Below are 26,343 nucleotides of genomic sequence, written 5' to 3' on the forward strand. Positions count from 1 at the left end.
TTATAGCTACCTGACAGTCATTAGTCCGAAAAACCCGAACTAAACGAGCCCAAATCATCTCCGATGAACGAATAGTTCGATTCCACCCAACTATTTAACCAATTTCCCAGGTGACTGCCAATTTCCGGCGTTTTAAGTAGGCAAAATCAAACTACTGCCGCTAATCGCCTTCAAATTTCCCATTTAAGCAGGCAAAATCGAACTAATCCACTCCCACATTCTCAACAACTGTCTTCAGCCGAATCGATGGGGGTGGACGGAGCGTCCAGTCGGATAGGTGTTGGAAAGATCGGCGTCCAGTCGGATGGATGTGGGTTATTTAACTCACACCGACAACTTCTCCACCAACTGATGCGAAGCCAGCACCAAATCCCCGCGGATGCCGCAGGCATTCGGATTATCCAGCGAGTCCAAGAAATGCTGAACGACGCCGGCGAAGCCTCTGCGCTCGAGCACGGTGTCCCAGCTGCCAAAGGTGCGCAGGCGGGGAGCGGCGTTTTTATCATAGAAGACCGCTGACTCCAAATTCGTCACCTCGACGGATCTGCCGCTGCCATGCAGCTCGACTTTTTCCAAATCAACGCCAGCTAATCTGACCATGCTATAAGAGCCGATCGCGGAGCCGAAGCCCAGCGTGCCTGTTGCATGCAGCAGCTTGCCGCTGTCATCCACTTGCTGATGGGAGCTTTTTACCTCATAAGAACGCTCTCCCAACCAAAGCAACGTGTCCAGCATGTGAATCAAATCGTCATACAGCGTTTCTTTAGCGCTATGCCCCTGCAGCTTGGTCCGGTGCTTAACCGCTGAGGCCACATCAAAACCGCCCGCTTCCTGCAACCATTGCTTCGCCTCGATATACAGCGGCGCATAGCGACGGTTGAAGCCTGCGGCTAGCAGCACGCCTTTTCGCTCCGCATAGACCGCCATATCCACTGACTCTGACCACGTATACGAAAGCGGCTTATCTACGTATACCGCAACGCCATGCGCCATACATTTCATCGCAATATCAAAATGCGTCGACGTCGGGCTATGCACGAACACGGCATCTAACCCAAGCGCTAGCAGTTCATCCAATTGTGTCGTCCCGAATGGAATTCTATATTTCAGTTTCATCCGTTCAACGGTTGCAGGCGTAGAGCTCATGATGCCTACAAGCTCAACTTGCTCATTGACGGACAGCAGCGGTAAATATACCTTTTGCGCGATATCTCCTAAGCCGATAAGGCCAATTCTCTTTTTAGACACGTTAATTGCCACTCCTTATCTCTGTTCGTAATACGTAACGCCCTACCCACAATCCTAGTATGAGCAAAATAGCCCCAACCAACGTCGACATGCCATAAACCTGCACCCACATCGGTTGTTCCGTAATTAAGGCGTAAATCTTCCCGCCTGCCATCGGGCCCAGGAACGCTGCGAAGCCAGTAATCGCCGAGTATGTCGCAATATACATCGGACGCTCACTTTTCGGCGTATCGCCTATCGTAAAAGCGAAGACCATTTGATTGAAGCCGCCCAAGCCAATCCCCAGCACGATATGAACGACAAACAGAACAACGACCGCTGGAACGAAGGCGATCGCTCCCCATAAGAGGCACGCCAGAGCAATAATCGGCAAAGACCATAATAGCAAGGTTTGCGCCGAGAAGCGCGCATTCAAATTTCCCCAAACATAGTAGCTAGCCATCATGACTAAGGTATGTACGACAGTTATATAAGAAACAGTACTGTACGAAATATTCATCAGCTTCAACATGACATAAGAGAACAAAGGCACGGTCAATCCTTGAACGAAGAGGAAAGCTGCCAGAAAAATAATGGCTTTTAAAAATGCTCGGTCCATAAGCGGCTTCCGGATCATCCCGACGGGATTGGATGCTGTTGATGGCTCGAAAGGTGGATTCGGGTATAAAAAGTAAGCACTCACGTTAAGTACCACACAAACACTAACGATCATAAAAATATAGGTGAAGCCCTGCTCACCCGGGTACTGATCGAGAATCTGTCCGCCTGCAAAAAGTGCCAACGAGCTGACTCCTCCTAAAATGGTATTGCGCAGTCCAAAATACCGTCCCCGAATCGGCCCCGGTACCGCGTCGCTAATCAAGGAAGTCCACACAATCCCCCCAGCGGCATTCCCTAGATGCGCAGCTGTGTACAAAATGATATACGTGATGACCCAATACTCTTGCGGCAAGATAAAAGGAATTAGACCTACACAAGCCCATAAAATTCGATGCGAAGATCCGAAAATAATGAGCATGAGCTTTCGATTACGGAATTTTTGCATGACGACGGCCATCGCAATTTGAATGATGTTCACGACCGTGGTTATCGCAAGAATGAAACCAATCTCAGTTGAGCTTGCTCCCAAGTAAATCAAATAACCGGTTAGAAACGGTCCACCTAGCAACTGAAAAATAATGACAGCAGGGAAGCCCTCAAATGTCGCTACGAGTAGGCTTTTTCGGTATGTGGACATTTTTTTCTTCGGTTTTCGGGCGTTCGGATCAAATAATTTCATAGGCATAAACCTCCTTATGTCTGTCTATCATAGTTAGCAGGATCTAATAGTTTACAACCTATGGGTTGCTTATGGTAAAATAGGTAGGACTACCTAATCTATCATGTCAGGCGGGATTCTCGTAAACTTATGAAACCTAAAATTTTGGGTCTACTTGCAACTTTGTTGCTCTTTTTGACTTTCATTGTACTCTCTATCAAGTTTGAGTCAACTACTTATTTGTATATCGCTAGTGTTTGCCCGATTCTGGTCGTTCCATTTCTACCAGATATCCGTTCCAATCAATATATTAAACCTAAGGCGAACGGAGCCGTACGCCTCATTTCCATGGAAGACAAGGATGGCGGAGATTCCGATTTTATCGTGATCCTTTTTGAACCAGGATATATCAAATGGAATGGCGGCAAGCTATTTTTCAATCTGGCAGATAGAATGAAAGATGTGTATGTAAAGCCAGATCCATTTGCAGCAACGCTTACTGTTCTCAAATATGATCTACAAACGCATCGCCGCAAAAAGAATTGGATCGGCATTTCCTTATCACAACTCGAGCAGCGCACCGAACAGCTCTCATATACAACCAATGAAGTAAACCGCCTCATTATTCGCATTTCGGATATTCAAGAACTGCAGCAAACCAACGTGAATCACCCTGCATCCGTAGGGCAACAGGTTGGCGCATAAGCAACACAAAACAAAATCACCCGTCGTTTGAGCTCTCGACCGACTTGCAAAAGCAGGTCAGAGAAGTCTCAATCGCGGGTGATTTTTTTAATTTAAATATATTAGCCGAGCTGCTCGCCGCACAAGTACGCAGCTAACGTTCGGACCATGACACCTGTTGCCCCTTTAGGCTCGATGCCTTTGGCCGACCAAAGCCAAGCTGTGCCGCCAGTATCAAGATGGATCCACGGTGTTTCCTCGGCAAAGAAGCCGATGAACAAACCAGCTGTTATCGCGCCTGCCCAGCGGTCGGAGGAGGTTGCGTTTTTGATATCTGCGACATCACTCTTTAGCATCGCACGATACTCCGGATAGTTGGGAAGCTGCCAGACTTTCTCTCCTGCAGCTGAAGCTGCTTGAAGTAATGGCTTCAAAAATTCATCATCATTCGTTACCGCCCCTGTCGCAACATCTGCAAGAGAGATCAGAATCGCTCCCGTTAAGGTGGCTACGTCGATCAGACGGTTCGCTCCATGCGCTTTCGCATAGGTGATGCCCTCTGCCAAGATGATTCGCCCCTCCGCATCAGTATTCAAAACCTCCACGGAATGACCGCTCAGCAGCCTGACGACATCTCCTGGGCGGTACGCGGCGCCGGATGTCATATTCTCCGCTGCCGGAATAACCACAACAAGGTTCACTTTCGGCTTCAGTTGACCAACGACGTGCAGGGCACCGAGCAGCGTGGCGGCTCCGCCCATATCGCTGATCATTTCTTCCATGCCGTCGGGCTTTTTCATCGAGATACCGCCGGTATCGAAGGTCACGCCCTTGCCGACGAGGCCCAGCACGTCGGCGCTGTCGGGATCACCCGTGTAACGCAGGGTGATCATGCGGGGCGGGTGGACACTCCCCGCGCCCACTGCGATGAGGCCGCCCATCCCGCGGGCGGCGATCTCGTACTCATCCAGCACTTCGCAGGCGAAGCCATAGTGCAGGGCGAGTTGCATGGCTTCCTTGGCAAGGGAAGCCGGCACAAGCTTGTTGCCCGGGAGGTTCGTGAGATCCCGAGCATAGTTCGTGCCCTCCGCAACCGCCTCAGCGGCTGCGATCGCGCTTGTCAGAAGCGCTGCATCCGCAGCCGCTTCTGTGAGCAACACCGCCTGGCGCAGCTCCGCGCGCGCAGGCTCGTTCTTGCGGTACGCCGCGATGCGGTACGTACCGAGGAGCAGCCCTTCGGTCAGCGCCGAGGCGGCTGACCTAGCGTCAAACCCGCTTGGCAGCTTCAGCGCCAAGCGTTCGAACTGCAGCGCGAGCATCTTGCGCGCTGCAAAGACCGCGGCTGCGCGCAGCGTATCGCGCGTTGTTGCGGGGCCGAGCCCCGCAACTAGAACGTACGCGTACGGCAGCAGCCCGTGGGTCGGCAGCGCCTCGAGCTCGCCTGAGGCGCCCGTGAATAGGCTCTTTGCGCGCATGCGCTCAAGGGCCTGATCGAGCTGCGGCAGGCCGAGGACGCCGTCCTGGCGCAGCTCCGCTTCTGTCAGGCAGACGAGAATTGCGTCTGCCCCTGCCCAATTCTCCATCAGCGAGGTATAAACACGCGTGGTGATGTCTGTTATTTTTGTAAACATAGGAATTTGTCCCTGCCCTCATTCAAATTTCTAGTCTTCTCGTGTTGATCCCCAGCTTCGGTATTCTTCAAAACTGTAGTATCTCCCATCATTTCCCTTTTTAGCTGAAATACCTTAATAAAAAGATGCCGCCTTCTGCACAACCGACTGCATCGGCAATTGGTATGGGCACTTCGCTTCGCAAAGTGGGGCAACTTTACAATCGTCATGGTCAGCGCAGCCGGTTATGCGATCCTTTTGACGTTGGAAGAATCCATCACCCTTCGGCAGCAAGCCAAACTTCTCTCTGAACTTACTAGCGATCATGACATCAGGAATGGATACTTCCAGTGGGCATGAGCAATAGTTACAGCGTCTGCAATCATGCTCACCTAATTCACGAGCCAGCAGCTCTAGCTCATGTCGTTCCTCTGGTCCCACTTCCTTCTCTTGGGCAGCCAAATTCTCTTGTACTTCCTTGATGCTTACCATACCAGAAATCGTAACATGTACGTCTTGGCTATACGGGTATCGAATTGCACGATCGACGGGTTGAATGAATCCGCCCGACAATGGCTTCATGGCTACCCGCATCAAATCCATCTCGGATGCTTTAGGAATCAACTCATCCAGCGCGAAGGGCTGCGCCAAATTCAGGTGGAATAAAATTTGTGAAAATTGACCCTTCGCAATCCATTTGACTAGAAGATCTGGACGGTGCCCGGATATGCCGATAAATCGCACCTTGCCTTCTCGCTGTGCTTCTAACGCAGCCTCATAGGCGCCGCCGACTTCCATCGCTTTTTTATACTCAGTCACATTATTCACATAGTGAATTTGCAGCAAATCCACATAATCGGTCTTCATGCGCACCAAGCTTCGCTCAATTTCCGCTTTCGCGGTTGCATAATCGCGTGCCCCTGTTTTCGTTGCCAGGAAATATTCCTGTCTCCGGTGGGAAATACACTCCCCAATAATTTCTTCGCTATTCCTATAGGCAGCGGCCGTATCTATATAATTAATGCCTTGATCCAAGGCATAATTAAGCGTTTCTCTTGCTTGCTCGATGGGTACATTCGGCAGATTCATTGCCCCGAAACCTAGTGATGACACTTTATAGCCTGACTTCCCAAACGTCGAATACCTCAAGCCTTTTTCCCCCTTTGTTTAGCAGCTAGCTGCCAGATCAACTTTCTCCTCAAACTTGGCTCTCCCGCAAGAGCTTCAAACTTCACGTTATCTTCAACTATTGTAATACAACTCGGTTGCACTTTCCATGCTGTGAAACGGGCTATCCAAAAGCAAAAACACCTAAGGCCATCGCCTCAGGTGTTCTGATTACTACCGTCTTCCCTCATTATTGCCATTGTTGTCTCGATCATTGTCTCCCCAGCCCCAACCAACGCCTGGAAATTTCCCAAAGTCATCTCTGGATTGCTGAAATGGCTTCGGCGTTGGTTTACTAGTGCTTGTCGGCATTACAGTAGGCTTAGCGGTTGCCTTTGGTGTTGATGTAGGCTTCTTCGTAGCGGATGGCTTTTTATCATCGTCGTCATCTTTACGATCCGGCTTTGGGGTCGATTTATCGTCCTTATTATTGTTGTTCTTGTCGTTGCTATTATTTCTGTCATCATTATTATTTCTATCATTGTTGTTATTGTTTTTATCATTATTATTGTTTCTGTCATTATTATTTCTATCGTTGTTGTTCTTGTTATTATTGTCGCGATCATTCTTCGGTGTTGGCGTCGGCGTCGGTTTACTTGTCACTTTGCCTGGGGTATTACTCCCTGAGCTGTTCCCTTTGCCGTTGTTGTTTTTGTTTTTATCATCATCTTTATTCGGTGAATTGCTCGCACCAAATTTCGCAGCACCTTGCGTTTGCCCAGCACGTTCACTCAACTTACCGGACTTTTCATCTGCAAGCAGTCTTTGTAAAGATGACTTATCAATCGGCTTATCTGGTGGGACAAATGATTTTATACCGCCGTTATTCTTCGCCAGATCATGAATGGAAGTCGTTTTGATGTCATCCAGCGATACTTTCACACCATTATCAACGGCATTCAGGTAAATGGCATACTTCCCTGCGGAAACCCCACTCGCTTGTGCTTCCTTCCTAACCTCCTGCGGAGCAGCGAAGGCTTGCACCTCATAATTTTTCACTCGGTCTGGGTGACTGTCTTCGATATGTTTATTGACCTGAGCTTTCAGCTTTGTGGCGATGGCCTCGTCACTCACCGTTGTGTTGGAGCCTACAACTGTGGAAGAAATAATGATATCTCCCTCCCCTTTAGCGAGTGCACCCTGTTCGGCTTTGTCTAGAATAGCAGACGTTACATCCTCTAGTGATTTGCCTTCATACACTAAAGCTTGAATCAAAACATCACCGTCTGTATTGAGTCCGTGCAGGTCACGAACAATCTCATTTTTATCGATCCCAATTTCAACACTTGGATTAATATCAATGGATACGTACGCAACAACGCTATTGCCTGGCACGCCACCTGACAAGGTCGAGACCAGAACGAAGCAAACCATAATTGCTGCAGCTAGCCCTGACACAATCGCCATCTGCGGTACTCGTAATCGACGTTTCTCTGGCGTATAGAGAATCTCTTCTCCCAGCTCACAGCTACGCGTCCCCCTTGGAAGCTTATCAAACCGACCCTCTGAGTTCATTACAATAATGGAGTTCTCGCTTAATTCCATTACGATCCCCTTGTTCATGCGCTGTTCTTCCTTTCATTCAACTTTCGTCATCACGAATATGTAAGTAATCCCGTAAATACGGATATGGGCCGTTAAAAATAAGTGCAATTGCAATGATGTACTTACGATTTCGTTCCAAGGTTTTTCTAGATACTTGAACCTGCTCGAGCAGCTCTTTAATCGGCAGCTGTCGTTTCGTCAACAGAGTGCGCATAAGCTCTGAATCCTGTGCAAGTGTACGGCCAATGCCGAACAGCATCTGCCTTGAGTCGTCATGCTTGGGAGAGGCTTCCGTTAACTCCGAAAAATTAATCTCAAAATCACTTAAGCAACGATTAAAATCAATAATTTCGCTTCGTCTTTCTTCTAACCCCTTCTGCTTCTCATAGGCTTCGATCGCTTGATGAACCTCAATGGGATTCATTAAGTTATCTTCATCATCTTCCTGATCGAATGAACTGTAAGGGATCTGCCCTTTGAATCGTTGCTCCTTACGAATAAAATCAATTAACCTTCGCCGAATCACCGTCTCTGCAAAACCTAGGAATGACCTTCCCATCGCAGATGAATATTGATTAATAGCTTCATTGAAGGCAGCCAATGCAATACTAAATTCGTCATCCCTGGCGGGATCAATGAATCGTTTGCAAAATCGGCTCGTTACTTTCGCAACATACGGCTGATAATCCGCAATAAATTGATTCCGTAGTCGTAGGTCTCCTGATTGTATTTGATGTATAGTGACCTCGAGTGAAGAGGCTTGCGGTTCATTTTTTCCGTGGGACTCGTTCTTTCCCAGAAACTTTTTGAATAGTACCAGTAGCACCTTTCCACCTCACAGTATAGTAGTTTCGTCCCTATGTATATCAATTCGGGGGGTACGTATGATGAAAATCACAAATAATTTGCTGATTCATTATAACATAGATATCTAAATGAGCACCTACTGGCAAATAAACCCTTGATTACGGTTTCAATTGCTTAATCAATCCTTTATAATATTAAGAAAGCCTTTATCGTTGCCAACCAGGGTAAGCACCGCTTTAGAGGTAAATCATTTTTAATGCCATTGAGAAAATATTTTGGTTTCGAATCTCGAGAACTTGTATTATTCTTAAGTTGGTAAGATTGGGGGGTGTTTCATATGGAAGCTAGCAATCACTTCGGTAAGTTCCTTGAAACGTTACGAGGCAAAGCATCACTGCGAAAAGCAGCTAACAAAAGTGGGTTATCTCACGCATATATTAGGGATCTGGAGCTCGGTCGAAATCGAACGACCAACGATGTTATTAAACCATCGCCTGAAACCTTGAGAAAATTGGCTCAGGCCTATCAATATCCATATACGGACTTACTTAAGAAAGCCGGATATTTGGAGGAATCTTCCACATGGTCTAAACCAGCTCAAGTGAATCTGGATGACATTTGGTATGTCGAGTTCGGCATTCAAACGATCCTGTACGTTTCTGCAGACGGGATGGAAGAAGAACTGGTCGAATCACTCGTGGCCTTCACACACTTCATTGAAACATTAACAGAGCATCACTTTGTTAAATTAGATATGCATCTATTTGTAAATCTGAACAAAATAAAAAAGTATGCCCCCTCAGAAGGCAAACTTTATTTTGATACGTATGAAAATGCACCTTTCATCGTTGCAGCGGCCATTCCACAGAAGAAATATCATCAAACCATTCTTGACTATGTCGCTCTGAATAATGGGCAAGCTGTGGATTCATTAGGTGCCATGTGCCCTTCATCTTTGAAGGCTAAGTTCTTTACTTAGCATGACGTAAATAAAGAGGAATACTGCCATACTCAATAACTGAATTGGCATAATTGCGCTGAACACATTATCACGGAAGGCATGACGGTAAATCATACCTACTATGAGTACGATCATGTATAAATACACCCCTGCGTTTTCACGTACCAAAGGGATTTTCGTATAATGCGTGAGAAAAGTAAAACCCAATCTCTGCTTGTAGAGAATGAGGATAAGCCCACATTTTGCCAATAACATAAAGAAACGCGCCACAAGGGAAATCATGAGATCGTCTTTGACATCTATATACGCTTTCGCATATGCGAAATCCATACAAACGATCGTCGTTGTAGACACGAGGACAGCTGTCATGTAGCCTGAAAGTGCAATAAATAAAGCAGGTATGAACCGATATTTCCATACGCACATAAGCATAATACATATCAGACAAACCAACGGTAGCGGTGAGTCCGTAAACAATGCGCACAGAGTGCCTGCCAGCACAGCTAGTGCGATTTGTTTCAAATATGGCTTAATGCGGATTCGAAATAGTAAGAGAGAGAATAAGAACATGGGAACAAAATGAATAATACCTATGATCAATTTCACCCATGTAGGCAAGTGTATTTCCCTCATTTCTAACCGAAGCCATGGTGCTACATAAGCATTTCTGACCTTCTCTAATCACACTTCGAAGTATACAAGATATTCATTCTTTTGCATTCAAAGTGGACTAAGTTGGCTGTTAACGCGTATAAGATGACAAACTTTCGTGCTGTTGTCAAGAAAGGATTGGAGTGAGTTCAGGAAAATGAAGCACGATTTTACAGTCGCCATCGTAGAAGATAACTATTGGGTAGGTCAATTGCTTGAAAGCTACTGTCAGCAATGCGGTTTGCGGGTCATAGCAATCGTATCGGACGGGGAGCAGTTTATACAGGAATACGACAAGCTTCAGCCTGACATTGTGCTCATGGATATTGGACTTGAAGGGAAGTTGGATGGCATTAGTGTCATTCAATCCTTACGGATGTCCGGCTATCAGCAAAAGGTGATCATGGTTAGCGGAACAACGAATATGGATCATATTTTGACAGCCTTTCACGAACTAGACTCTGTCTACTTTCTATCCAAGCCTGTCATACTTCCCAAATTTCAAGCCGCCATCCGCAAGGCTATCTCCGAAATTCAATTAGATCGCAGCCGCGTGCAGGAGCAAGTGCCCCAGTCGCCTTCCGCAACTTGGATCACCATAAAAAATCAGAAATCCCAGCTGCCCATCTCCGAAGATGCCATTCTCTTTGTGGAAAAAGAAGACAAGCGTCTGTCCAGAATCCATCTGGTGAACGGAGCACAAATGGAATCCAGTTCTAATTTATCCGAGATTTTGGCTCAAAGTACACCGCACATGTTCAGCCCATTCAAGGGTTTTTTGGTCAATTTACGGCATGTCGTCTGCTTTGAGAAAGAAAGTGGGTTTCCCACTTCTCGGAGATTCTTGATTCATTTGAATCATACCTCGGTCAAAATTCCTTTGAGCCGGGATTTACAAAAGGATTTTGCAAGGTTGCTTCAGGAAACTAAGTGAGCATGGTTAGATGAGCCGCTGCCAGTATGAGCGCGGCTTATTTGGGCTTTTCTGCAACCTGTTTTAGTACCCTTCCGCTCGTTTTTCGAGCAGTTGGGCCTCAAAGTAGACTACCTTTCATCAATTAGCATTGATAAATAAAATCTAACTGTAAAAACTCCCTCTATTTCCGCCAAAAATCCGCCTATAAGCCAAATAACAGGAAAACCTCCAGCTATTCTCGGGTATTTGCTTCAAAAACAGCAAAAACCAGAAAATTAACGGGAGGTTTTCCATTTATTTAGAATATTCATTGAAAAATCAAAAATATAGCTGTAGATTTTCCATCTACTTCCAGGGCGAAGCCAAGTCTATTTGCACCTCTAAGAGTTCTTCGAGGTTTTTTTGTTTTTCAGCTTGTCGCGACGCGCGCTTAGCATTTTTAACCGTTTCATGAGCTGCTCTTCCCATTCATGATCCGCTATCGTTTTGGCGAAGCCTAGCAAATCTAACGCCATGTCAATTTGACAGCGCACAATATCCATCGGCTCTTCGCCTTCGTGGTTGACACAATTGTCGTGCAACAGATGGTCTTTGCCATCCACGTATTCAATAAAATCGACTTCAACTGCTCCATCTCCATGGGCGTATTCGGCGAGAATTTCATATTCGTTCTCAACCAAATAATGAACCTCAATATGGTGACATACCGGGCAGAAGAGAATGGGCACATTGTGAATCTGTGTACGAATGTGCTTCAAAGTACCTTTTGTTCCAATCATACTGGCTCCACAGCAAAAACTCATGGAATTCCCTCCTAATCGTCGAACCCGGAATATTTTAATATATTCGTTACAAATGTGTGAAATTCCTTTTTCGGGTGAGAGCTGGCTTAATGTCAAAACATTCTAAATGTGTGGGAATAAGCATAATTATACTAATGATCGATCCATTACGTGTTTTCCGAATTCTTGAGATGAAGGGGAGAGCGGCGTTGAACATGATTCCGAGTGTTTCCAGACAGATTGCTTTTGTCCAATATGACGATCAATCCTCCAGCATGACAGTTCAGTATCATACCGGATTCAGAGCCTCCTACACCAATGTAAAACAAGATGAATATCTCTTGCTTTTTACATCGGCCAATCGGTATGATTCTCTAATGAGACTTACGGAAAGTAGGTACATGGAAGGAAACATTTCATCCAAGTAGAGCCTATGCAGTAATCTCCCCCCTTTTAATATGGGTGGAGATTTTTGGTTTATATGGCGCATATGCTACAATTAAACTTAGGTTTAGCACAATTGTGCGATCTTAAACCCAATCCTCTTACATGAGTTAATGGCTGAATGGCCTCGACACTGTTTTTTTATTTTCTTAATCTATATATAGGTAAAACTTTGAGAAAAGGTGAGTCTGATCTCTAGCCAAGCACGCCTCTTTGACATCGATCATGATACGCTTCATTTAGTAGGACAGTCCCCTTACGTTCAGTTTATTTATTGGCAGCTCTCCGCCAGTAAACGAATGCTCCTTCAGGAGCATTTCCAGATGGACTGGCGCTCCTTAACGCCCTCACTTCGGTTTCATGAAGTGGACGATCCATCCCAAAGGAAGCCACAGGAGCCTGTAGCGCAGCTCTTAGAGCTTCTACTTCCCCCAGGAGAATCTTGCTTTGTAAGCGGATTGAAAGCTGGTCGAGCGTACTACGCAAGCCTCGGTGTTCGGAATGAACACGGCCAATTTCTTCCGATCCTGCAATCCAATACCATTCAAATTCCAGCCATTGCACTGCCTGGCACAAGTGATCCATCCGATTCTGACCAGCCTTTCGTCTATCAGCCCGCGCCCATTCATTGTCCGCAAGTAACGCCCGACGCGTATGCGTATTTCTCGGCCTATTCGGTGTATGTCCCGAAGAACACTTACCTAGTAGATATGGAATCCGGAGGCGATACTGATTGAGCACTAACGTACAAGGCTATGTTGCTTTGCTCTTGCATGCCCATATCCCTTATGTTCGCCATAATGCATCCGAAATTACGTTAGAAGAACGCTGGTTTTTCGAAGCGGTTGTTGATACGTATCTTCCTCTCATCGATATGATGGAAAGGCTCCTTGAAGATCAAGTCCCGTTCCGGCTTACATTGTCCTTGTCTCCGCCCCTGCTCGCGATGTTGGAGGATTCACGTTTGCATCTGCGACTTCGCAAGCACCTGTCCTCGCTTTGCGAGCTGGGACAGCGTGAAGTCATTCGCCTGTGGGGCGATGAAGACTTCGGCCCGCTAGCGAAGCTGTATGCGGATCGTTATCATCGGCTCAGCCTTTTATATGATCGGCTTCATGGCGATCTCATTGCCAAATTCCGCACCCTCAGCAGCACAGGCTGCTTAGAATTAATTACCTGCGCAGCCACGCATGCGTTCTTGCCTTTAGTCAAGAACGATGCCGCCATACGCGCACAGCTTGAGGCGGCGGTGCAGGAATTCCGCCGGCATTTTGGTGTTGCCCCGGCTGGCATCTGGCTGCCGGAGTGCGGCTACACGCCAGCGCTAGAACCACATCTGCAAGCGCTGAATCTGCGCTATTTCGTCGTTGAATCGCACGCGCATGCGTTAGCACATCGCGATGGTCAAGCCAGCATCGCTGGCCTGCCGCTGCGCACGCCAGGCGGTGCCTGTGCGTTCGCCCGGGACCCCGAGGCCGGCGCCAACGTCTGGAGCGCCGAGGCCGGGTACCCCGGCGATGCTGACTATCGCGAATATTATCGCGATATCGGCTTTGACCTCGGCCGCGAAGGCGGCGCCGAGTGGGCTTACTTGAAGCCCTATGTGCTGCCGGACGGCGCACGCGTTAATACGGGCTTCAAGTACTACAGCGTCACCAGCGATGGTGACGCCAAAAAGCCCTACCACCCGGCGCGCGCCGCTCTGAAAGCTCAGCAGCATGCTGAGCATTTCATCGCTAGCCGGGTGGCGCAGGTGCGCCGCCTCGCGGAGCAGCGCACGGATTCCTCGGTCATCGTATGTCCATACGATGCCGAGCTGTTCGGGCACTGGTGGCACGAAGGCCACCAGTGGCTCGAAGCCGTGCTGCGCGGCCTTGCCGCGCGCAGCGATGAAAGCGTAGTCGTGAACACGACTACGCTTGGCGGCTACGCCGCCGCCCATGCGCCGACCACCGTAGCGGAGCTACCGGTGTCGAGCTGGGGCCGCGGCGGCTATGCCGAGGTCTGGCTGCAGCCGCGCAGCCAGTGGGTTACGCCGCGGCTGCACGCGGCGGAGGATCGGATGGTGCTGGCTGCGCAGAAGCACCAGGACCCCGCAGCGCTCAGCAGTCTACAGCTGCGGGCGCTGAATCAAGCCGCGCGGGAGCTGATGCTCGCGCAGAGCAGCGACTGGACGTTTATTCTCGATACGGACACGGTCACGACATACGCGACTAAACGTATCGAAAATCATTTATCTCACTTTCATAACCTGCTGAACTTGCTAGACAAGGGCAGCTCGGATAAAGAGCTTTCCACACTCGTCCACTCGCTGGAACGAAAGGCTCCTTTTTTACCTGAACTTCATTATCGCATTTTTCAGACAACTTCTTCTGTGACAGAGGCAGCACCACGCCGTCATCCGTCGAAACTACGCATTCTCATGCTCGCATGGGAATATCCGCCGCATGTAATCGGAGGATTGGCAAGAGCCGTCTGCGACCTATCCAGACAACTTGCTGCAGGCGGCCATACGGTGCATGTCATCACCTGCCAGTCTCCGGGATGCCCTTCCTATGAGGTTATCGATAAGGTTCATGTTCATCGTGCAGAAGTGCTGCCGACGACTGACACGCTGCATTTTCTGGATCGCGTATTCCAATTTAATCTGGCATTCACTGACGTCATGTTGGGCTTATCGCGGCAGGGTCTCGTTTTCGATCTGGTGCATGCCCACGATTGGCTCGTGTATTATACAGCGCATGCAGCCAAGCATGAGCTGCGCCTCCCGCTTCTAGCAACGATCCATGCAACGGAAACAGGACGAAATCTTGGAAAGCTGGAGTCACCGTTACAGAAACGAATTCATACCCTAGAAGATAAATTAACAGGGGCGGCCGACCATCTCATCGTTTGCAGTCTGTCCATGCAGCAGGAGATCAAGACGCTCTTTCACGTCCCTACTCACAAAATCACACCTATTCCGGGCGGTGTTGCACCTTTACACTCGTCATTGCCAACAGCGAATCCGCTGCTTGCTGATGCCCTTTCTACGGCCGCTACGCCGCAGCGTATCCTTGTGTTTTTGGGGCGTCTTGTCTATGAAAAAGGCGTACACACGCTGCTAACTGCTATGCCCCTTGTTCTAGCAAGGTTTCCGGATTGCAAATTAGTCATCGCAGGTGAAGGTCCCGAGCGTGAGGCCTTAGAGGAGCTCGCTCTCGCTGCAAGCCTCGGAGATCAAGTTAGCTTCACAGGATTTCTCGGTGAGGCGGACAAAAGCTTTCTTTTAAACTCAGCAGCATTGTGTATAGTTCCAAGCCTCTACGAGCCTTTCGGATTAGTTGCCTTGGAAGCCATGGCCAGCGGAACGCCTCTCATCGTCTCGGATACCGGAGGACTTGCAGAGATCGTCCATCACGGTGTGAACGGATGCACATTTCCACCAGGAAATAGCGATGTTTTAGCAGAACAAGTCATTCAGCTTTTCAATCAACCCGTCTACGCGTCCAAGCTGGCAGACACCGCTTTACGAACCCTTTATCCACTGTATGACTGGGCAAAAATCGGATCTTTGACAACTCACGTTTACGAAAAAGTGATTTCCAATCTGGCTATTTCAAGTAGTGTGTCCCCTCAACAAAAGGGAATAAACAAGTAATTTGGATATAAATACCACATGTAAGCGCGACCAGTAAGAATTTTCAGAATTTTTTTCAAAGGATCATTGATTCCTTTGTTAGAATTAGGTAACCTATTGGCAAGACTTGTGCTCCATGGTTCAGTCCTCCTGGTCTGAGCTGAATGCGCATCAAACAAAAGAGTGGGGAAGTGATTGTATTGCCAAGACATCTGGTCATCGGAAATGGAAAATTCCTTATTAACCTCGATCAGCACTCGTACATGAGAGATCTGTACTATCCTTTCGTAGGCCAGCTTAACCATATTGGCGGCTATCAGTGTCGTGTTGGTGTATGGGTAGATGGTGACTTCGCATGGTTGAATGCCCCTGAGTGGCAATTCAAGCTCGGCTATGTAGAAGACTCTCTGGTTACTGAGGTGACTGCTACGCATCCTGGACTCGGTGTTACTCTGCTTATGAATGATGGCGTTCACCAGCGTGAGGATATTTATTTGAAAAGGATTCACATTACGAATCACACCAATACGGTGCGTGAAGTACGTATGTTCTTCAATCAGGACCTGCTCATTAATGAGACGGAAGTCGGCGATACAGCCGCTTACTACCCTGCAACCAACACCGTCTTTCATTATAAAAAGGATCGTTATTTCATGTTTAACGGCTCCACGGGTACGGAGGGTATTTATCAATATTCTACCGGTGTCAAAAGGTTCTACAACGCCGAAGGCACATGGCGCGATGCCGAAGATGGTCATCTCATGGGCAATGCCATCGCACAAGGCTCCGTCGATAGTACCATCTCCTTCCGACTCTTCGTACCTCCCAACGGAAACCAGACGCTCTACTACTGGATGGGCGCAGGCAAAAACCTCGAGGAAGTCAAAAAGCTCGACGCTTATGTCAAAGACAGCCACCCAGGCAAGCTGCTTGACCGTGTGACGGTGTATTGGCAGCGTTGGGCGAACAAAATCGATCGCGACTACTTCGATCTCACCCCAGAAGTGCAACGGCTATTCAAACAAAGCCTGCTGCTCGTTCGTACGCAAACCGATGTAAATGGCGCTATTATTGCGGCAAACGATTCCGACATCATGCAAAGCAACCGCGATCATTACAGCTACATGTGGCCGCGCGATGGCGCGTTAATCGCTTACTCCATGTCCATGGCTGGCTACCAAGGTATGATTATTCCGTTCTTTAACTTTTGCGCGAATGTGTTGTCGCCTGAGGGGTACCTGCATCATAAATACAATCCAGATGGCACCGTAGGCTCCAGCTGGCATCCTTATATTCATTCCGGCCGTGTACAACTTCCCATTCAGGAAGACGAGACGGCGCTTGTCTTATATGCACTCTGGCAGGATTTCCAGAAAAATGGAAGCCTTGAGTTTGCTCAATCTTTATATCGCAACCTCATTCGTAGAGCGGCCAGATTCATGTCCACTTACATTGATCAAGAGCTGAATTTGCCTAAGCCAAGCTACGATTTATGGGAAGAACGCTACGGGATCTATACCTTCACTGCTTCAGCGGTGTACGGCGGGTTAATTGCGGCTTCGAACTTCAGCGATTTGTTTGGGGATGAAGAGCGAAGCAACCGCTACAAGCATACGGCGGAGAAAATCAAATCCGGTATCCTGAAGCATCTGTGGGATGAAGGTGAACAACGATTCGTTCGCGGCTTGTATATGGAAGATGGCGCTTGGGTTAAAGATATGACGCTCGAGAGCTCCGTGTACGGCATTTTTGAGTTCGGTGTGCTGCCTGCTGATGATCCACGTGTGGTAAGTACGATGAAAGCTAATAAAGAAGGTCTTATGATCAAAACCGAAGTCGGTGGCTCCGCCCGCTATCATCATGATTATTACTTCCAACGCTCCACTGATATTGAAAAAGTGCCGGGTAATCCTTGGATTATTTGTACCCTCTGGATTGCTGAATGGGAAATTGAGTACGCCAAGTCCATTGAAGAGCTGGAGGCTCCGCGCCGCACACTGGAGTGGGTCGTCAAGCACGCGATGGAAAGCGGCGTCTTGTCCGAGCAATTGGATCCATTCTCTGGCGAGCCCGTGTCCGTAGCGCCGCTTACGTGGTCCCACGCGACATATGTCCTTACGGTCGTCAAATATTTGAACAAATATAAACAGCTTTCAGGGAAATAAACGGGTAACGGAGGACAGGAGCGATTCTTGTCCTCTTTTCATATCCAGCCTTAGGGGGAAGATTTGGTTTGGGGAATTTAAATTTTTACATTTTATGTGCCATTGTTCTGTATTTGATTTATCTTGTGTGGTCCCGCTTCCGGAAGGGAAGGACTCGTAAAAAAGGGGCTATTGCAGAAGCTTCAAGCGATTGGAACGACCCGATCTACTATAATCACCCACTGCACAATTCCGGTGGTGGACACCACAAGCATCACCATCACAGGGATGGGGATGACGACTGTGGGGATTCCGGCGATTCCAGCGATTCCGGTGATTCAGGTGGTTCCGGTGATTCGGGCGGGGACTCCGGCAGCTCGGACTAGCCTATTTCTTTTTCCAGTCGGATTAGCCAGCCTTTCACTGTTGGCGACGTGTACAGCAGCTCGGTCGAGCGCTCTAGCAGCAGGTTCACTGACGTTACCATGCCTGACATCGGGGCGAATATATCGATTTCGCTTTCAGCGGTCTCGACAAGACCCATGTACCCGCCTTCTGTTAATACCGCTCCAACTTCAGGGAGTTCAATGAACAGGATCATCCCCCATCGCTCCAGCGCCGCTTCGGTTAGTCCAATGACCGCATGCGTGCCTTCGTCACGAATCCAGTACATTGCTTGATGATCCAGTGTTTCTTCGATATCTGTCACTGCTTTAACCACCTTTCTTGTTTTCGTGAATCGTGAATCGTGAAGAAAGACCCCTCTGCCCGCATTCGCATGCTAACCTGAGGGGCCTTCCTATGTAGTTCTAACTTATTTTACAACCAAGTTTTTGTCGCCTGGTTTCCAGTTCATTGGGCACAATCCGCCGGATTGAAGCGCTTGAAGCACACGAAGTGTTTCTTCTACGCTGCGACCTACGTCATTGTGGTTTACTACTTCATATTTCAATTCGCCTTCTGGATCGATGATGAAAAGACCGCGAAGTGCGATACCTTCTTCTTCAATAAGAACGCCATAGTCACGAGCAACGGATTTCGTAATGTCCGCAGCAAGTGGGAATGCCAATTTGCCAAGACCATTGTCATTAACTGGTGTGTTGATCCACGCTTTGTGTGTGTGGATGCTGTCGATGGAAACACCAAGAATCTCAGTGTCCAATTCTTTGAATTTATCAGCTGCGTAGCTAAGTGCTGTAATTTCAGTTGGACATACGAATGTGAAATCCAATGGGTAGAAGAAAAGAACTAACCATTTTCCTTTGTAATCGGACAAAGATGCTTTACCAAATGCTGTACCGTCACCTGTAGCTGTCTCCATAGTAAAATCAGGAGCTTGTTTACCAACTAAACGCTCTGCCATGAGTATAATTCCTCCTCAAAATCTATCTAAATTCTATATTTACCGTATAAAATGGTACCATTCACCTACTTGAAAGTCAATAATTAGATCGTATCCTAGATAATAATTATTTTAAAATGAGATCATGACAGCTCTTCGCTCCATCTGCTTGCTCAAACAAAGAAAACTCGCATCTCCGAAGCCTATCTGCCTCGAAGGTGCGAGCTTATTGTTATTCTTATTTGCGCATAGCGTCAACAATCAATTGACCCATAGCAAGCGTACCGATCGCCGTGCTCTTATCCACGGCGATGTCGCCAGTACGGTGACCAGCGTCCAACACTTCTTTCACCGCGCGCTCGATGGAATCCGCAGCTTCGTGGTAGCCGAATGTCAAACGGAACATCAATGCAACGGAAAGGATTGTTGCGATTGGGTTAGAGATACCTTGACCTGCGATATCAGGCGCAGAGCCGTGTACCGGCTCGTACAAGCCGAATGCACCTTCGCCAAGGGAAGCGGATGCTAGCATCCCGATAGAGCCTGTCAGCATAGCTGCTTCGTCGCTCAAAATGTCGCCGAACATGTTCTCTGTTACGATAACATCGAAGCTGGACGGACGGCGAAGCAATTGCATCGCACAGTTATCAACCAATACGTGCTCAAGCTCAACATCTGGGTAGTCAGCCGATACACGGATAACGACTTCACGCCATAGGCGGGATGTTTCAAGTACGTTCGCTTTATCAACTGAAGCAAGCTTCTTGCGACGTGTGCGTGCAATATCAAACGCTTGACGCGCGATGCGCTCGATTTCATGCACGGAGTACGCACAAGTATCAACCGCTTCTTGACCGTTAGCTGTTTCACGACGGAATTTCTCACCGAAGTAAATACCGCCAGTCAACTCACGAACAACGATCAAATCTGTACCTTCAAGAACTTCCGGTTTCAATGTGGAAGCTTCTTTCAAGCAGTCGAAGATGAACGCAGGACGAATGTTGGAGAACAAGCCAAGCGCTTTACGAATGCCTAGAAGACCTGTTTCTGGGCGAAGCTCTTTGGAGTTGTTGTCCCATTTCGGACCGCCAACTGCTCCTAGAAGTACAGCGTCTGCGGATTGACAAACTTTCAACGTTTCTTCCGGAAGCGGTGTACCTTTCTCATCAATCGCAATACCGCCGAAAAGCGCGTGTTCTGTTTCAAATTGGTATCCGAACAATTCTTCGGTACGTTTCAATACTTTTTCTGCTTCTGCAACGACTTCTGGACCAATACCGTCCCCAGCGATTACCGCGATTTTTTTAACATCAGCCATGACAATCATTCACTCCTTATTTTAGCAAACCTAGTTTGTTAGCATTCCAATCATTATTTCTGTCCTCATTGTACCATAAGATTACACCCTACTTTAGATATAAAAGCTATCGCTTTAATAGTTTATTCCTATAACAGCTAGTTACAAAAAGCCCTCTCCTGCCGATTAGCATGAAAGGGCGTAAGCTTAGCTTGGTTTCATGATCATGAAGATGAACAATATGACACCCACCGTAGATGCGGCATAGAAGTAATTGCGCGCTTTTGACCACAGCATCACTTGCTCCCCTGGCAGTGTAGTCGCCTGCTGATTGGAAGGGTCTAGCACCCAGCCTCCAAGCTTTTTCTGATTTGGCGTTGCGAAACCGATCGCAAGAATCTGAATGATGACATAGGCCACTAGCGAGCCGATCAGCCAAGTTTGCATGATGGAGCCATAATCGCCTAACCAGATCAGCAACAATCCAGTCAGTACGGCAAGAGTGCCGCCGATTTTCGGGAAAATCTCCAAACGACTACCTACTCGTAAAGACATCCTCAATTCCTCGAGCGTTTGCTTTTTTCTTAGCAGTACATGGGCAAAAAACGTTGGACCAACCCCGATGATCGCAGACAAAACATGAACAAGGACAAGAAACTTCATGCCAATTCCCCTCTCAGACGTAATATACAAACAACACATTGTATAAGATACAATCTGATCGAACAATTTCCAATGATGAGCACATCCAGTAGTGGATATATTTCCCATAAAAAACATTAAGTTTTCATCAAATTTCGGAGTTATGTCCGGACTTCATTGGTAAGCTTTCGGGACTCATATTTTGGACTCGCCCGCCGTAAGTAAAGGTTCATACATCATAATGGCATGGTTATCCGTCACCCATTCATCCCTAACTAGCTGCCCGTCCCTGTTCATCACTTTTCGGTGAATTTCATTGTGCCTCACATATCGGCCCCAAGATTCACGTGTCATTCTATGGCTCTTTTCATAGATCTCGTAACGATGAAGACTTGGGCTTAGCGTTCGCCACTCTCCAACCAAATGGGTATCTGTGAGCTGGATAACAAGCTGATACGCCTCCGTCGTGTCGTTCCGAATCTGCAAATCCAAATAATTATAGTAACACGTTGCCCCGCTCCCAAAAGGCTGAACTCTCCCCGCATCTGGAAATACATCATAGCTGTGGCGATACCTTTCGGTTACCGTAAGCGGCGTATGCAACGTCATCCAATAGATCAGATTCGAAAGCTGGCATAAACCGCCTCCAACCCCCGACTTCACCTGCCCATGAAAAAGCACCATGCCATCGACATATCCTTTTCTACGGGTCGTCGTCCCAATTAAGCGCCAATAGGAAAAAGTCTCGCCAGGCCGGATGATCACGCCATTCAACTTCTTGGCAGCGAGCCTCAAATTGATGACCTTATTGTGCTGAAGCCACATATCAACGTCTTTTAACTGCCTTAGAAGTGGAGTACGGTGCGTAAAAGCTAGCTCTGGCAGCGATTGTTCTTGTTGACTTTTCGCATATTTTTTCCCATCAAAAAACCAGGCTATATATCGCTTCAATCGGTAGGCTTTGATTCCGAAATAAATCCTCGCCCGACTTCGGCGGATCGGCTTTAAGGGTTGTTTTTGCTTGCGCATCGGCTAGAAAGCCCCCTTTCTCACATCCTATTTCCATCTTAATTTCTAATTTTTTCCTAGTCAATTGTTTGATTAGTTACTCACATTAATGGTAAAACGCTAGGGTGAACGATTACGAAGATTGAAAGAAGGTCATGGACAAAAAGCACCCAAGGCCAAAACCTTGGGTGCTTTCTCTCTAAATTATGCGTTTTGCAAATACGATTCCATCGCCTTCGCGAGCTTCTTCATACCCAAAGCTGTTGTTTCTTTATCCGTGTGCGTGTAGTTCAAACGCATCGTGTTATACTGTGGATTCTCCGCGTAGAACGTTGCGCCTGGTACAAAGGCAACGCCTTCTTTGACCGCTATTTTCAACAACTCGGCTGCGTTAATTTGCTCAGGAAGCTCTACCCAGATAAACATGCCGCCCTTTGGCTCTTCCCATTTCAGACCAGGCCAGTTCAACTCTGCGAGCAGCCCTGACATGAATTTCATCCGATCCAGATACTGTTCACGGATGAGGGAAATATGAGCGTCCAGATCAAAATGCTCAAGCAAATGATACAGCGTTTGCTGATCGATCGTGCTGGAGTGCAGATCCGCGGATTGCTTGAAGCGTGCAACCTGACGAATAACCGACTCGTCGCCCATGATCCAGCCTGTACGGAAAGCAGGCGCTACGGTTTTGGAGAACGTACTCGTATAAACAACGTTGCCACCTTCCGCTTTACCGCCAAGCGAGTAGATCGTCGGGTAGCTTTCGCTCTCGTCAAACTGGATTTCACCATACGGATCATCTTCCAAAATGAGTACATCGGCACCGCGACAAATATCCAGCAAGCCTTGACGACGTTCCAAGCTCCACGCACGACCCGCAGGGTTGGAGAACGTTGGAATGACGTAGACCATTTTCGGATTATGCTTCGCGATTTTAGCTGCCAAATCCTCGAGAATCATACCGTCATTGTCGCTATCAACCGAAACGATTTTCGCCCCTTTGGCTTGATACACTTGAATCGCTGCCAAATAGGTCGGACGTTCGACGAGAATGACATCACCTTCGTCAATGTACACACGAGTTAAAAGATCGATCGCTTGCTGCGAGCCTGTTGTCAACAACATCTCATCTGGCGTAACGATCATGTTTTTAGCCGCCATCCGCTTGCATAGGGACTCGCGCAAAGGCTTGTAACCTTCGGTCAAACCATATTGCAACGCAGACTTGCCGCCGCCTACAACTCGCGTAAACGCTTCACTGACAGCGTCTAATGGGAAAAACTCTTCAGCAGGCAATCCGCCAGCGAAGGAAATAATCGAGCTCCCTTGTGTCAGCTTAAGAATTTCTCTTACAGCCGACGATGAGAAGCCTTCCAACGATTTAGAAAATCGATATTTCATACAGGGACGCATCCTTTCGCATTTGTAGAAAGCACCCCTCCTCGATTCTTGGAGGTGAGGTGCTAATCCGGGTTGCCATAATAGCTAAGAGCTTATATTAACGTTACGTTGCTTCTGTTGCTTGTTGGGTTTTTGCGCTTATCGATCAGTCTGTTCACAGCGTCGAGGTAAGCCTTCGCGCTTGCTTCCAGAATGTCCGTCGAAATACCGCGTCCTTGCACAGATACTGAGTCCTGCTTCAGCACGACGTGAACTTCACCAAGCGCATCTTTCCCGTGGGAAACGGATTTAATGGAATAATCATCCAGCTCTACGTTTTCCTTTGTCGCTTTATCAATCGCGTTGTAAATTGCGTCAACGGAACCGTTACCTACCGCGCTTTCAGCCACTTCGCTGCCGTCTTGGAAGCGAACGTGCACTGTTGCCGTTGGTGTCATTTGGTTGCCGTAAGCAACTTGAAGCGTACCCAGCGCGAAAATTTCCGGTGTCTCGATCAATTTCTCTTCGATCAAAGCACGAATATCTTCGTCTTCGACTTGCTTCTTGCGATCTGCCAAATCCTTGAACTTGGCAAAAGCTGCGTTCACTTGCTCGTCGCCGAGCTCGTAGCCGAGATCAATGAGCTTCTCACGGAACGCGTGGCGTCCGGAGTGTTTACCCATCACGAGTTTACTTTCCTTCACGCCGATCGTTTCCGGAGACATAATCTCGTATGTTGTTTTCTCTTTGAGCATCCCATCCTGATGGATGCCGGACTCATGCGCGAAGGCGTTAGCGCCAACAATCGCCTTGTTGCCTGGAACCACCATGCCTGTCAGCTTGCTGACAAGACGGCTGGTGCGGTAGATCTCGTTCAACACAAGCGATGTCTTCGCTTGGTAGAAGTCCTGGCGAGTTTCCAACGCCATGACGACTTCCTCGATCGAGGTGTTCCCTGCTCGCTCGCCAATTCCGTTAATGGTGCCTTCGATTTGATCGGCACCGTTCAGAACAGCAGCGAGCGCGTTCGCAGTCGCCATGCCAAGATCGTCATGGCAGTGCGCGCTCAATTGAATTTTCTCAATGCCTGGAACGGTTTCCTTCAGCATTTTGAAAATATTACCGTAGTCATACGGTGTCATGTAGCCAACGGTATCTGGAATATTCACGACAGAAGCGCCGGCGCGAATCGCCATGTTCGTCACTTCAGCGATAAAGTCCAGCTCCGTACGTCCAGCATCCTCAAGTGAGAACTCGATTTTGCTAAAGTACTTTTTCGCGTATTTAATCGCAGCTTCCGCAGTTTCCAGCACCTGGTGCTTCTCCATCCGCAGCTTATGCTGACGGTGAATTGGCGACGTGGCAAGGAAGAGATGGATGCAAGGATCTTGTGCACCTTTAAGGGCTTCACGCACAGCCTCGATATCCTGCTCTCTGGAACGAGACAAGCCGATAACCGAAGCGTTCTTAACCGCTCTTGCGACCGCATTTACACCAGCCAAATCCCCTGGGGATGCTGCAGGAAAACCAGCCTCCATACGATCCACGCCCAGCTTCTCCAGCTGCAATGCGATCTCGACCTTCTCCTGCGTATTTAGGTTTACCCCTGGCGATTGCTCACCATCACGAAGAGTTGTATCAAAAATATAAATTTTACGCACCATGTCACCTCCTAAAACGTTTGAAATCTTATTTTGTAAGCATGTGCTACGATTTGAATTTCCATGTCTGTATAGTATTCACAGGGAGCAATTGGGAAATTCTCCTCAATCACTCCCTGTGGAATGTACATCTATAAGATTCTATAATGCCGAATGATTATTTTTTGATCCAGTGCATCATTTCACGCAATTGAGCACCAGTAACCTCGATTGGGTGTTGTGCTTCATTACGACGCGTAGCGTTCATGAATGCGAAGTTGGATTGGTTTTCCAAGATGAAGTCGCGAGCGAATTTACCTTGTTGGATGTCAGCAAGAACAGCTTTCATCTCTTTTTTCGTTTCAGCTGTGATGATACGAGGTCCTGTTACATAGTCACCATACTCCGCTGTGTTGGAGATGGAGCTGCGCATGGAGGAGATTCCGCCTTCATACATCATATCAACGATCAATTTCAATTCGTGCAAGCACTCGAAGTAAGCCATTTCTGGAGCATAACCCGCTTCAACCAATGTTTCGAAACCAGCTTTAACTAGCTCGGAAGCACCACCACAAAGAACTGCTTGCTCACCGAACAAATCAGTTTCTGTTTCTTCACGGAAAGAAGTCTCGATAACGCCTGCACGTGTACAGCCGATACCTTTTGCATAAGCAAGACCGATTGCTTTTGCATTGCCAGTCGCATCTTTCTCGATCGCGATCAAGCCAGGTACACCAAAGCCTTCAACGTACGTACGACGTACCATGTGACCAGGGGATTTAGGAGCTACCAAGAATACATCTGTACCTTCAGGAGCAACGATTTGTCCGAAATGGATGTTAAATCCGTGGGAGAACATGATAGCTGCGCCTTTTTTCATGTTCGGTTGAATGGACTCACGGTAAACGCGAGCTTGTGTTTCATCCGGCATCAAAATTTGGATAACATCAGCGCGACGTGCTGCTTCTTCTACAGATACAACTTCAAAACCATCGTTTTTAGCTGCGTTCCATGAACGGCCTTCACGAAGTCCGATAATAACGTTCAAACCGCTGTCACGCAAGTTTTGTGCTTGTGCGTGCCCTTGGGAACCATAACCAACAACTGCAATCGTTTTACCTTTAAGTACCGCTAAGTCTGCATCTTTTTCATAGTAAGTAGTAACTGCCATTCGAATAAATCCTCCTTTGATATGATG

General features: G+C 47.8%; 24 protein-coding genes and 1 pseudogene. 9 read left to right on the plus strand and 16 right to left on the minus strand.

Annotation, left to right across the window (positions count from 1 at the left end):
- Window positions 1–324: 324 nt before the first annotated feature.
- The gene (locus tag AC58UX_RS10370) at window positions 325–1,254 is read right to left on the minus strand and encodes a Gfo/Idh/MocA family protein (protein ID WP_497253617.1); all 930 of its coding nucleotides are present in this window, start codon (window positions 1,252–1,254) and stop codon (window positions 325–327) included.
- Entirely contained in the window at window positions 1,250–2,527 is a 1,278-nt protein-coding gene (locus AC58UX_RS10375; RefSeq protein WP_497252197.1) for an MFS transporter, read from the minus strand. Before AC58UX_RS10375 ends, AC58UX_RS10370 begins: the two co-directional genes overlap by 5 nt.
- A gap of 129 nt (window positions 2,528–2,656) precedes the next feature.
- Between AC58UX_RS10375 and AC58UX_RS10380 the strand changes: the two genes are divergently transcribed.
- Window positions 2,657–3,211, plus strand: coding sequence for a hypothetical protein (locus AC58UX_RS10380; protein ID WP_497252199.1), 555 nt, complete (start codon window positions 2,657–2,659; stop codon window positions 3,209–3,211).
- 101 nt (window positions 3,212–3,312) lie between these two features.
- On the opposite strand, the gene AC58UX_RS10385 is transcribed toward AC58UX_RS10380, so the two are convergent.
- The 4 genes from AC58UX_RS10385 to sigI form a co-directional block, all read right to left on the minus strand.
- Window positions 3,313–4,821, minus strand: coding sequence for a leucyl aminopeptidase (locus AC58UX_RS10385; RefSeq protein ID WP_497252201.1), 1,509 nt, complete (start codon window positions 4,819–4,821; stop codon window positions 3,313–3,315).
- 114 nt (window positions 4,822–4,935) lie between these two features.
- Window positions 4,936–5,949, minus strand: a complete 1,014-nt coding sequence (locus AC58UX_RS10390; protein WP_497252203.1) for an aldo/keto reductase — start codon at window positions 5,947–5,949, stop codon at window positions 4,936–4,938.
- Window positions 5,950–6,141: 192 nt separating this feature from the next.
- Window positions 6,142–7,530, minus strand: coding sequence for an anti-sigma factor domain-containing protein (locus AC58UX_RS10395; protein ID WP_497252205.1), 1,389 nt, complete (start codon window positions 7,528–7,530; stop codon window positions 6,142–6,144).
- 19 nt (window positions 7,531–7,549) lie between these two features.
- Window positions 7,550–8,338 carry an RNA polymerase sigma factor SigI gene (sigI, locus tag AC58UX_RS10400; RefSeq protein ID WP_497252207.1) on the minus strand — a complete coding sequence of 263 codons (789 nt, stop codon included), beginning with the start codon at window positions 8,336–8,338 and terminating at the stop codon, window positions 7,550–7,552.
- Window positions 8,339–8,656: 318 nt separating this feature from the next.
- Between sigI and AC58UX_RS10405 the strand changes: the two genes are divergently transcribed.
- A complete protein-coding gene (locus AC58UX_RS10405; RefSeq protein ID WP_497252209.1) occupies window positions 8,657–9,298 on the plus strand; it encodes a helix-turn-helix domain-containing protein in 642 nt (213 codons plus the stop codon).
- Here the strand turns inward: AC58UX_RS10405 and AC58UX_RS10410 are convergent.
- Window positions 9,269–9,898, minus strand: a complete 630-nt coding sequence (locus AC58UX_RS10410) for a hypothetical protein (RefSeq protein ID WP_497252211.1) — start codon at window positions 9,896–9,898, stop codon at window positions 9,269–9,271. The two genes, AC58UX_RS10405 and AC58UX_RS10410, sit on opposite strands and share 30 nt — an antisense overlap.
- Before the next feature lie 190 nt (window positions 9,899–10,088).
- Here AC58UX_RS10410 and AC58UX_RS10415 point away from each other — a divergent pair, with 190 nt between their 5' ends.
- Window positions 10,089–10,865, plus strand: coding sequence for a LytR/AlgR family response regulator transcription factor (locus AC58UX_RS10415; RefSeq protein ID WP_497252213.1), 777 nt, complete (start codon window positions 10,089–10,091; stop codon window positions 10,863–10,865).
- Window positions 10,866–11,227: 362 nt separating this feature from the next.
- Here the strand turns inward: AC58UX_RS10415 and AC58UX_RS10420 are convergent, their stop codons facing one another.
- Window positions 11,228–11,650 (minus strand): hypothetical protein, encoded by a 423-nt coding sequence (locus tag AC58UX_RS10420; RefSeq protein WP_497252215.1) that lies wholly within the window; start codon window positions 11,648–11,650, stop codon window positions 11,228–11,230.
- A 134-nt stretch (window positions 11,651–11,784) separates the two neighbouring features.
- On the opposite strand from AC58UX_RS10420, the gene AC58UX_RS10425 reads away from it, so the two are divergent.
- The 6 genes and pseudogenes from AC58UX_RS10425 (at window position 11,785) to AC58UX_RS10450 (ending at window position 18,222) form a co-directional block, all read left to right on the plus strand.
- Window positions 11,785–12,057 (plus strand): hypothetical protein, encoded by a 273-nt coding sequence (locus tag AC58UX_RS10425; protein WP_497252217.1) that lies wholly within the window; start codon window positions 11,785–11,787, stop codon window positions 12,055–12,057.
- Between the two features lie 198 nt (window positions 12,058–12,255).
- On the plus strand, window positions 12,256–12,810 hold the full coding sequence (locus tag AC58UX_RS10430; RefSeq protein WP_497252219.1) for a DUF4912 domain-containing protein: 555 nt from the start codon (window positions 12,256–12,258) through the stop codon (window positions 12,808–12,810).
- A 32-nt stretch (window positions 12,811–12,842) separates the two neighbouring features.
- Window positions 12,843–13,547 (plus strand): annotated as a pseudogene (locus AC58UX_RS10435) (polysaccharide deacetylase family protein); the annotation flags it as partial.
- Window positions 13,548–13,676: 129 nt separating this feature from the next.
- The gene (locus AC58UX_RS10440; RefSeq protein ID WP_497253619.1) at window positions 13,677–15,713 is read left to right on the plus strand and encodes a 1,4-alpha-glucan branching protein domain-containing protein; all 2,037 of its coding nucleotides are present in this window, start codon (window positions 13,677–13,679) and stop codon (window positions 15,711–15,713) included.
- A gap of 179 nt (window positions 15,714–15,892) precedes the next feature.
- Window positions 15,893–17,857, plus strand: a complete 1,965-nt coding sequence (locus tag AC58UX_RS10445; RefSeq protein ID WP_497253621.1) for a glycoside hydrolase family 15 protein — start codon at window positions 15,893–15,895, stop codon at window positions 17,855–17,857.
- Window positions 17,858–17,925: 68 nt separating this feature from the next.
- Window positions 17,926–18,222 carry a hypothetical protein gene (locus AC58UX_RS10450; protein ID WP_497252221.1) on the plus strand — a complete coding sequence of 99 codons (297 nt, stop codon included), beginning with the start codon at window positions 17,926–17,928 and terminating at the stop codon, window positions 18,220–18,222.
- On the opposite strand, the gene AC58UX_RS10455 is transcribed toward AC58UX_RS10450, so the two are convergent.
- The 8 genes from AC58UX_RS10455 to ilvC all read right to left on the minus strand — a co-directional run bounded on the left by AC58UX_RS10455 (window position 18,219) and on the right by ilvC (window position 26,316).
- Complete coding sequence (locus tag AC58UX_RS10455) at window positions 18,219–18,545, minus strand: glycine cleavage system H family protein (RefSeq protein WP_497252223.1); 327 nt, start codon at window positions 18,543–18,545, stop codon at window positions 18,219–18,221. The genes AC58UX_RS10450 and AC58UX_RS10455 overlap by 4 nt on opposite strands.
- A 105-nt stretch (window positions 18,546–18,650) precedes the next feature.
- Window positions 18,651–19,199, minus strand: coding sequence for a peroxiredoxin (locus AC58UX_RS10460; RefSeq protein WP_497252225.1), 549 nt, complete (start codon window positions 19,197–19,199; stop codon window positions 18,651–18,653).
- Between the two features lie 217 nt (window positions 19,200–19,416).
- Window positions 19,417–20,496: a 3-isopropylmalate dehydrogenase gene (gene leuB, locus AC58UX_RS10465; protein ID WP_497252227.1), complete on the minus strand. Its 1,080-nt coding sequence runs from the start codon at window positions 20,494–20,496 to the stop codon at window positions 19,417–19,419.
- 186 nt (window positions 20,497–20,682) lie between these two features.
- Window positions 20,683–21,138 carry a DUF2269 family protein gene (locus AC58UX_RS10470; protein WP_497252229.1) on the minus strand — a complete coding sequence of 152 codons (456 nt, stop codon included), beginning with the start codon at window positions 21,136–21,138 and terminating at the stop codon, window positions 20,683–20,685.
- A gap of 174 nt (window positions 21,139–21,312) precedes the next feature.
- On the minus strand, window positions 21,313–22,146 hold the full coding sequence (locus tag AC58UX_RS10475) for a VanW family protein (protein ID WP_497252231.1): 834 nt from the start codon (window positions 22,144–22,146) through the stop codon (window positions 21,313–21,315).
- A gap of 183 nt (window positions 22,147–22,329) precedes the next feature.
- The gene (locus AC58UX_RS10480; RefSeq protein ID WP_497252233.1) at window positions 22,330–23,526 is read right to left on the minus strand and encodes an aminotransferase-like domain-containing protein; all 1,197 of its coding nucleotides are present in this window, start codon (window positions 23,524–23,526) and stop codon (window positions 22,330–22,332) included.
- Between the two features lie 92 nt (window positions 23,527–23,618).
- The gene (locus tag AC58UX_RS10485) at window positions 23,619–25,166 is read right to left on the minus strand and encodes a 2-isopropylmalate synthase (RefSeq protein ID WP_497252235.1); all 1,548 of its coding nucleotides are present in this window, start codon (window positions 25,164–25,166) and stop codon (window positions 23,619–23,621) included.
- A gap of 157 nt (window positions 25,167–25,323) precedes the next feature.
- A complete protein-coding gene (gene ilvC, locus AC58UX_RS10490) occupies window positions 25,324–26,316 on the minus strand; it encodes a ketol-acid reductoisomerase (RefSeq protein ID WP_497252237.1) in 993 nt (330 codons plus the stop codon).
- Between the last annotated feature and the right edge of the window lie 27 nt (window positions 26,317–26,343).

The sequence above is a fragment of the Paenibacillus sp. J22P90 genome, assembly GCF_059692195.1.